8 protein-coding genes, 2 pseudogenes and 1 other annotated feature are annotated in these 7627 nt (G+C 63.3%); of the genes and pseudogenes, 6 read left to right on the top strand and 4 right to left on the bottom strand.

Annotated features, from left to right (window positions below):
• Window positions 1-122: 122 nt before the first annotated feature.
• Window positions 123-308 (bottom strand): annotated as a pseudogene (locus H7J89_RS00125) (hypothetical protein); the annotation flags it as partial.
• A 124-nt stretch (window positions 309-432) separates the two neighbouring features.
• On the opposite strand from H7J89_RS00125, the gene H7J89_RS00120 reads away from it, so the two are divergent.
• Entirely contained in the window at window positions 433-765 is a 333-nt protein-coding gene (locus H7J89_RS00120) for a hypothetical protein (RefSeq protein WP_264035548.1), read from the top strand.
• A 329-nt stretch (window positions 766-1094) separates the two neighbouring features.
• On the opposite strand, the gene H7J89_RS00115 is transcribed toward H7J89_RS00120, so the two are convergent.
• Window positions 1095-1502 (bottom strand): GNAT family N-acetyltransferase, encoded by a 408-nt coding sequence (locus tag H7J89_RS00115; RefSeq protein WP_264035549.1) that lies wholly within the window; start codon window positions 1500-1502, stop codon window positions 1095-1097.
• Window positions 1503-1552: 50 nt separating this feature from the next.
• Here H7J89_RS00115 and H7J89_RS00110 point away from each other — a divergent pair.
• From H7J89_RS00110 to H7J89_RS00100, 3 genes are all read left to right on the top strand, one after another.
• Window positions 1553-2820 (top strand): IS3 family transposase gene (locus H7J89_RS00110; protein WP_264035547.1). Its coding sequence is split into 2 segments (ribosomal slippage): window positions 1553-1835 and window positions 1835-2820, totalling 1269 coding nucleotides; the frame shifts between segments, so codons are not numbered across the junction.
• Window positions 1825-1953 (top strand) — a sequence feature (AL1L pseudoknot). Its footprint overlaps the gene before it by 129 nt.
• A 62-nt stretch (window positions 2821-2882) precedes the next feature.
• The gene (locus H7J89_RS00105; protein ID WP_264035546.1) at window positions 2883-3878 is read left to right on the top strand and encodes an ERCC4 domain-containing protein; all 996 of its coding nucleotides are present in this window, start codon (window positions 2883-2885) and stop codon (window positions 3876-3878) included.
• A 226-nt stretch (window positions 3879-4104) separates the two neighbouring features.
• On the top strand, window positions 4105-5061 hold the full coding sequence (locus H7J89_RS00100; protein WP_264035545.1) for a dipeptidase: 957 nt from the start codon (window positions 4105-4107) through the stop codon (window positions 5059-5061).
• Between the two features lie 10 nt (window positions 5062-5071).
• Here the strand turns inward: H7J89_RS00100 and H7J89_RS00095 are convergent.
• A pseudogene (locus H7J89_RS00095) lies at window positions 5072-5416 on the bottom strand (ATP-binding protein); the annotation flags it as partial.
• Between the two features lie 108 nt (window positions 5417-5524).
• On the opposite strand from H7J89_RS00095, the gene H7J89_RS00090 reads away from it, so the two are divergent.
• The gene (locus tag H7J89_RS00090) at window positions 5525-5698 is read left to right on the top strand and encodes a hypothetical protein (protein WP_264035543.1); all 174 of its coding nucleotides are present in this window, start codon (window positions 5525-5527) and stop codon (window positions 5696-5698) included.
• Window positions 5699-5834: 136 nt separating this feature from the next.
• Here the strand turns inward: H7J89_RS00090 and H7J89_RS00085 are convergent, their stop codons facing one another.
• Window positions 5835-6152 (bottom strand): hypothetical protein, encoded by a 318-nt coding sequence (locus H7J89_RS00085; protein WP_264035542.1) that lies wholly within the window; start codon window positions 6150-6152, stop codon window positions 5835-5837.
• 411 nt (window positions 6153-6563) lie between these two features.
• Here H7J89_RS00085 and H7J89_RS00080 point away from each other — a divergent pair, with 411 nt between their 5' ends.
• A complete protein-coding gene (locus H7J89_RS00080; protein ID WP_264035541.1) occupies window positions 6564-6866 on the top strand; it encodes a DUF732 domain-containing protein in 303 nt (100 codons plus the stop codon).
• Window positions 6867-7627: the final 761 nt, after the last annotated feature.

Raw genomic sequence — 7627 nt, 5'->3', positions numbered from 1 at the left:
CGACTGGAAGCCTTGCGCCGCAACGCCCTCGGATTCAGAAACCTCACCAACTACCGCTGGCGCTCACTACTGCACAGCGGCGCACTCCACCAACTCATCAATGCACTCTGATTTGCGAAGAGCCGGTTTATCCGGCGCTTGCCGAACCAGGCCCGGTAGGCGAGGTAGGCCATCAATACGGTGAGGCCTCCGGTGCTGATCAGGCCCAGCGTCGTGCCGTGAGTGCAGACATTCAGCACGAACGGGGCCAGGAACAGCACAGCCATCAGTGTGTAGAGGGCCCGGGCGTAGCCGGAGTTCGTCTTCACGTGCGCATTCTCCCGTCGTGGGGCGTGGCTGCGATCAGTCACCGCCCGTGAGGACGTTCATGAATGGGCCGCAGACGCAGGTGCCAGCCGCGAACGCCGCTCGACACGATGAGACCATGGCCGGATGACCACCCAAACCTGCATGGGTTGTGGCCTCAAAACCCGCTACTCGTATGGGCGCACCTGCATGGGTTGCGGCCTGGAAACCCGTTACTCGTACGGTGGACGTCCGGATCGTCTCCCGCGGGCCGCAGAGCTGTCCGCGGCGCTGACGAGAATCATCAGCCTAAGCAGTCGGCATCCCACGGCCGCGCTAGCGCTGACGGTGCCGAGCGTGATCATCGGCTTAGCCGCGGTCGCCACGTACCCGTTCGTGTTCGTGCCGTTGCTGGTTTTGCTCAGCGTGGCTTTGGTGGCCTCAGCCCGCTACGAGGAAGCCCGCAACCCCTCGAAGTAGTGGGTTGGGGGAGGGTGCAAGCGTGTACCAGCAGACAGCCATCCGGCGACACCAGTGAGTCACCGCGTGACACCAGTGTCTGAATCCCAAGATCCAAAGTACTCAGACGGCTTCCCGCCTCAAGAGCCAGCGCATTGAACCAACCCAAATGCCCTCATCACAAGCGCCCCATGGGGTTTCGCGGCGGCGACGATCTCATCGCTACTCAGACTGCTCAAAGTTGAGACGCGACAAAGTGCTTGAACGCTTAGAGGAGCGCGAGAACCCGGTGTCAACGCCTGCTGAAAACTAACCCTGAAACAAATCCGGAAACTTGACCCCCAACCGTCCTAGTGATCGGTTTCGCGGTGGACTTCGTAGACGATCCAGCTGCGGTCAAGGATGTGGTCACGGCCGATTGGCCGCATGCCGACCTTGGCTAAAACGCGTTGCGAGGAATGGTGGTCTGGGTCGACGATTGCGAGTATGCGTTCGGTTCGGTTGGCTAGTGCCCAGGTCAGGCATGCTGATGCGGCTTCGGTGGCATAGCCGTGGCCCCAATGAGGGCGTGCGAAGTGGAAGCCCAGCTCGAGGTCGTTTCGTCCGGGCAGGAATTGCAGTCCGCAGTCACCGACGAGCAGGCCAGATTCCGACAGGGTCACCGCCCATTTGCTGACGCCGTGTCGGTCGTGATGGCTGATCAGTTCTGTGACCCGTTGGCGAGTGCCGGCGTGGTCGCGGACGCCACCAGGAAGGATGAACCGTCCCGGGTTTTATGCACACCTTCCTTTGAGGGAAGGATGGCGCGATGGCGATCAGGTACGACGAGAACACCAAGGCCAGGGCGGTGCGGCTGGTCCGCGAGCATGTCGGTGCCTACCAGACCGAGTGGGCGGCGATCAAGGCGATCGCGGGCAGGTTGGGGATGAGCGCAGAGACACTGCGCAGGTGGGTCCGCCAAAGTGAGATCGATGCCGGTGAGGCGGCGGGCGTCTCGAGCGAGGAGAAGCGGGAGCTTCGCGAGCTGCGCCGCAAATGCAAGGAGCTCGAGTCCACCGTCGAAATACTCAAGGCCGCAACAACTTTCTTTGCGCGGGAGTGCGACCCGCGACACCACTGATCTGCGCGTTCATCGACGCCCACCGCGAGAAGTTCGGGGTCGTACCGATCTGCCGGGCACTGGCCGTGCATGGCGTGCAGATCGCCCCGCGCACCTACTGGGCACACCGCGCGACAGCGCCGTCAAAACGGGCGCTGTGGGACACCACGATCACCGAAATCCTCGCCGGCTACTACGAACCCGGTTCCGACGGCAAACGCCCGCCGGAATGCCTGTACGGCAGTCTGAAAATGTGGGCGCACCTGCAGCGGGAGGGTATCCCGGTGGCGCGGTGCACGGTGGAACGGATCATGCGTGCCAGCGGCTGGCACGGGGTGACCCGCGCTCGTCGCATACCACGCACCACCGAACCGGATCCGGCCGCGGCCCGCGCACCAGACCTGGTGGGCCGGCAGTGGCGGGTTTCAGCGCCAAACATGCTGGTCGTAGCCGACTTCACGTATGTGCCTATGACCTGCGGGTTCGGCTACACCGCGTTTGTGGTCGATGCTTACGCCGGGCTGATCCCCGGCTGGGAGTGCTCGCTAACCAAAGACACCGGCTTTGTCGAACGCGCGCTGCGCTACGCAGCGCAGTTCCGTCTCCGCCAAGATCATCCGTTCAACGATGCAATCCATCACAGTGACGCCGGAAGTCAGTACACTGCAATCCATTACGGCGAGACACTGATGCTGGCCGGGCTCATCCCATCGGTTGGGACGGTCGGTGATGCCCTCGATAATGCGTTGTGCGAGACGACGATCGGGCTCTACAAGACGGAGTGCGTCCGGGAGAGTTCCCCGTTTCGCAGCGGGCCGATACGCACCCTGGCCGACCTGGAGAACATCACGTCGGCGTGGGTGAGCTGGTATAACGAGCACCGGCTCATGCACCGACTTCGGCGGATCCCACCCACAGAAGCCGAGGCCGAGTACTACGGGCGGCTGCAAGCCGGCGACGGTATCGGCCGTCCGTAGGTCCGGCGTCGCGGCGGGGGTGCGCCACCGAACGCCACTGCGGCCCGGCAGACTCAGAGCTCGTGGCGGAGTTGTTGATCGCGGTCAACCCGGACGAAGACTCCCGGCTGCCGTTGTTGCTGAGGGTCCCGCTCGCTGGCGGTGACCTGCTGTTCCGCACGTCGGGGACCTGGCCGCGGGAAAAGGCTTTGTTCGCCTACCCGGTAGGGCTGGATGAGTGGCCCGACGATCCGGTGATCGTCGAACGAGTGCCGCTGCGGTCGTGCAGTCGGCGCGGCGCGGCGATCGACGTGATCGCCGAGCGGTCCCGGCACAACCGCTCCCAGCTCGTGTTCACCCAGGCTCGTGGCCGCGACGTGGTGTTTTGGCAGTCGCCGCGCACCCGCAAGCAGGCGCGCCCGAACGTGCGCACCCCGACCGCCCGCGCCCACGGCATCGAGGTCTTGCAGATCGTTGTCGACAGTCACGAGCAGTACGCCTTTCGGTTCGCAACCCAGCAGGTCACCACGGTCAAGCGGGCGCTGCCGTGCGGGGACTACGGGATCGTCGTCGATGGTCAGCTCGTCGCCAGCGTGGAACGCAAGTCACTGGTCGATCTGGTCGCCAGCCTCACCGGCGGCAAGCTGCGCTACCAGGTCGGCGACCTCGCCGCGCTCCCGCGTGCGGCGGTCGTGATCGAGGATCGCTACTCGCAGCTGTTCAAGCTTGACCGCGTCCGGCCCGCGATGGTTGCCGACGGGCTCGCCGAGCTGCAGATCCGCTGGCCGAACGTGCCCGTCGTGTTCTGCGAGACCCGCCAGCTCGCCGAGGAATGGACCTACCGGTTCCTCGCCGCCGCCAACGCCTGGGCGACCACCGAACACGCTGCCATACAACGTATCTCACCGATCAGAGTCGACATCGCCCACCTCGACCAGGCACCCGCAGCGCCGACACCATCCACCGCGGAAGTCCGCGCCTGGGCTCGCAGCGCCGGCTTGCCGGTACCCGACCGCGGCCGGCTCCGCCCCGAGATCTGGGCTGCTTGGTACGACACCAACTCGCCGAACCGAACCTAGCGTCAACGGCCGCGTACTACGCTCACCACCAGATCGGGAAGCACACCGGTCACACGAAACGAGGTGTGCATCAAACTCGGGATGGTTCAGGAATCGCGTTGCTTCGGGGTCTGAGTAGATCGTGTGCATGGCCTCAAGGTCGCTGGGGCGAACCGGGCGGATGGTCAGGCGCTCGGTTCGGATCGGCAGCCCAGTTTGTGGGCGCGGAAATGCAGGATCGGTTTTCATGACCTCGCTTCTGTGGGACCAACATTTGTGTCTGCCGTTGCAGACCGGCACCGATGTCGCTCCGTTGACGCGCTACCAGCGTGACGGCGGCGCATTTGTGTCGGTCAACGCAGGTTATTCGCCGCACAGCTTCAACGACACCCTGGCACTGCTGCGGCACTACCGTCTCGCGGTCGAGGGCCATCCGCACCTGGAGCTGGCGACCACAGTGGGGGACGTCTCAGCGATCACCACCAGTGGCCGCATCGCGGTGGTCTTCGATCTAGAGGACTCGCGGCCTCTCGACGATGATCTCGCCAATCTTGCCGTTCTGGCCGAACTTGGGGTGCGCACACTGCTGCCCACCTATAACCATGCCAACCGCGCCGGCAGCGGATGCCTCGACACGACCGATGGTGGCCTGACCGCCTGGGGACGTTCGATCATTGAGGAAATGAACGCGGTCGGCATTGTCCCCGACGGTTCACACTGCAGCGCCCGCACGGGGCTGGATATCTGCGAGACATCCACCGGCCCAGTGATTTACAGCCATTCTTGCATGCGTGAGGTCTGGGAACATCCCCGCAACATCAGCGACGACCAAGCCCGTGCCTGCGCGGCCACCGGCGGTGTCATCGGAATCACCGGCGTCGGCATCTTCCTTGGACCAAATACGCCCACGCTGGAAGCGATGACTCGGCACTTGGAATACGCCGTTGACTTGGTCGGCATTGACCACGTCGGCATCAGCAGCGACTTCTCCTTCGACTACGCCGATTTCATCGATGAACTCACCCGCAACCCGCACATGTTCGACGACGGCTACACGCGTTGGGGACGGATCCAGTGGATGACCCCCGAGACGCTACTAACGCTCGGCGAGCACCTCAGCCAACGCGGATGGGCCAGCACCGACATCCACGCCGTCCTCGGCGGCAACTTTTTCCGCGTGGCCCAGCGTGTTTGGCGCACCTAATCGCACGGGGTCATTCGTGGGCAGTCCGGTTGTCTTTGGTTAGCAGTTGGCGGCGCTGGCGCGTGCGGTAGGGATCGCCCGTTAGGGTAAGCACTTCGGCGTGGTGCACGAGGCGGTCGATCATTGCTGCGGCAACAACGTCGTCGGAAAAGGTTTCTTCCCAGCGTCCGAACGGGAGATTCGAAGTCACCATGATCGAGCCCTGCTCATAGTGCGACGCCACCAATTGGAAGAACAGGTTCGCCGCATCCTGGTCAAAGGGAATGTAGCCCACCTCATCGACAATGATCAGTTTGTAGCGACGGATCTTCTTCAACTCGGCCTCCAGTCGATTCGCATGGTGTGCAGCCGGCAGACACCGACGATGCTGGTGTCGAAAGTTGGTCGTTCGCCCTCTCACGGTGGCAAGTGATCGACCCGGGCTGACGGCGAACAAATCCTTCGCTGACATCGTGTCTTTGGTATGAAGTTCGCAATGATCGCCGCGCTGGTGTTCGCACCGCTGGCGCCGTCGCCGGGTGACCAGTGCCCGCTGGGCGCCCCACCCGCCACAGACGGGCAGGGCAAGCAGATGGTGTGCGTGCATCATCACGAGTTGAACCACACAAACATCTGGGAATATCCATCTGACAACTGAAGACGTCGTCCGTCCTTGATGATGCACAGCCCATAGGAGGCTCCCGCTGGCTCGTTGTCGCCGGCGACAGAACACACGGCTACTGCTGCCCGAAATGCTGGGCTAATCAGTGACGGCTTCAGTGTGTTTGCGAGGCTTACGCTTTCCGGGTCAGAACCGGAGCGCGATTGGGCGGTGCGACCGGCCGGTGGGGATTCGTGCGTGCCGGCGCATCACTGACGACGATTTTCCCGCCGGTGCAGGTAACGAGCTTGCCGCCGACGATGACGCCCTGGCCCTCGTCAATCGGGATGTCGTAGCCATCGGGGTCGGTGTAGTGGCATCCGCCGCTCGGGCCGGTGGGCCCGTTGGGCTCGGCGTAGGCGGTGGCAGGGGCCAACGCGGCGATGGCCAGCGCGCCAAACAGCGTGGCGGCGTAGTGGATGCGAGTTGGTTTGCGGGTGGTGTTCTTCATGGTGATCTCCTTCAGGTCGTCGCGGCCCGTCCTTCGGGCTGCATTCATAGACCTGGAGCAACCAGGAACATCGAAAGGGACACTTTCCCTTGTGCGGGGTGGATGGCATGCCATACGCACTCGGCTCGACGAGCTGCTACTGCAGGCGACCGGCGAGACGATCGAGAGTTCACGGAGTGACTGAGCGGAAGCTGCGCGGTGTGAGGGGTGAGAAGGTGCCGACGAAGCGTGCGCCGCGAAAGGCCGCGCCGAAATCTGTTGTTGCGGCGGTGGCGAGCGGTGATTATGTCCTTGGACGCCCAGCTAAGGGGCTTTTCGGTTCCACGGAATCACCGACACGGTCGACCCTACCCGGGTACATTGTTGGCCTCGGGCGAACAGATCCTTCGGCGGAAAAGCGGAGTTGACCTCATGCCTCGTGTCGGCAAAATCCTGGTTGGCCTGATGATCGCTTGCGGCGCCGCTGCGGCGACCGTAGGCATCGCACCCGCGTACGCTGACGAGAACTCGTACTTGGCTGACTTGCAGGCTCACGGCGTGCCGTTCCTGATCCCGGCCAAAGCTGTCAGTGACGGTTACCGGGTATGCAGCGAGATCCGTGCTGGCGAGTCACCACAGACCGCGGCCCAAACCTTCGGCATCTACTACAACGCGCTCGGGCCGACGATCGTCGACATCGCTCAACACGACCTCTGCCGCGACACTTTGCGCTGAGGTCACATGGAGATCCCATACAAGTCAATGCGACGACTTGGCCGCACCCGCAGTCTAGGGCTCAACTTTATGGATAGGTGCAGAGGACCGCGGGTGGGTTCGGTGTGCACAGCGGCGCTATGGCGGGGGCGCAGCTTGTTACCGGCATTGAGACGCCGGCCATCAGGGTCAGCGCGAGTATGAGCTTCTTTCCCCTGGTCATGGACTGAGAGCGTACGCCCGGCCGCGCGGCGCTGGTGCCCGTTTCCGCGAACATCGTGAGGCTGAGACCGGGCCACCCCTAGGAGAGCGAGGGGCGACCCGATCAACAGGTTTACGTAGACCACTTGCGGTTCGGTTCCAGGAAATTTCTAGATCGGGAGGCCCGCCGCAGGATAAAATGGTGGCCTCGGGCAAAGTTCCTTCGACAAAAAGCGGAGTTGAGTCATGCCCCGTGTCAGCAAGATCCTCGTTGCCTTGATGATCGCGTGCAGTGCGTCGATGATGTCGGGGTGTGGCTGCACCAGCACTGTCGTAGGGGCGGCTGGCGGCGAAATCCTCACGTGCGGGTTATAGGCGGCCCGCTCTCTGGTGCGAGGCTCAGGTTGACATAGCCGGGCCAGGCAGTCTGCGGCTCAGCGAATCGACTGTGCGGGTCGAGCAATGATCAGAACTTGTGGATGACTCTCGGCGAGGCGGCGTAAGTGGGCGCACCTTCCCGAGGATGATCTGAAAGTCCTGTTGTTCTGATCAAGACCGGCGTTGGCGCGCTGGTTGGGAAG

The organism is Mycobacterium paraffinicum, from assembly GCF_025822865.1.
Classification (GTDB): Bacteria; Actinomycetota; Actinomycetes; order Mycobacteriales; family Mycobacteriaceae; genus Mycobacterium; species Mycobacterium paraffinicum.
Note: the sequence above shows the minus strand (reverse complement) of the source record. Positions and strands in the feature narration are given on the sequence as shown.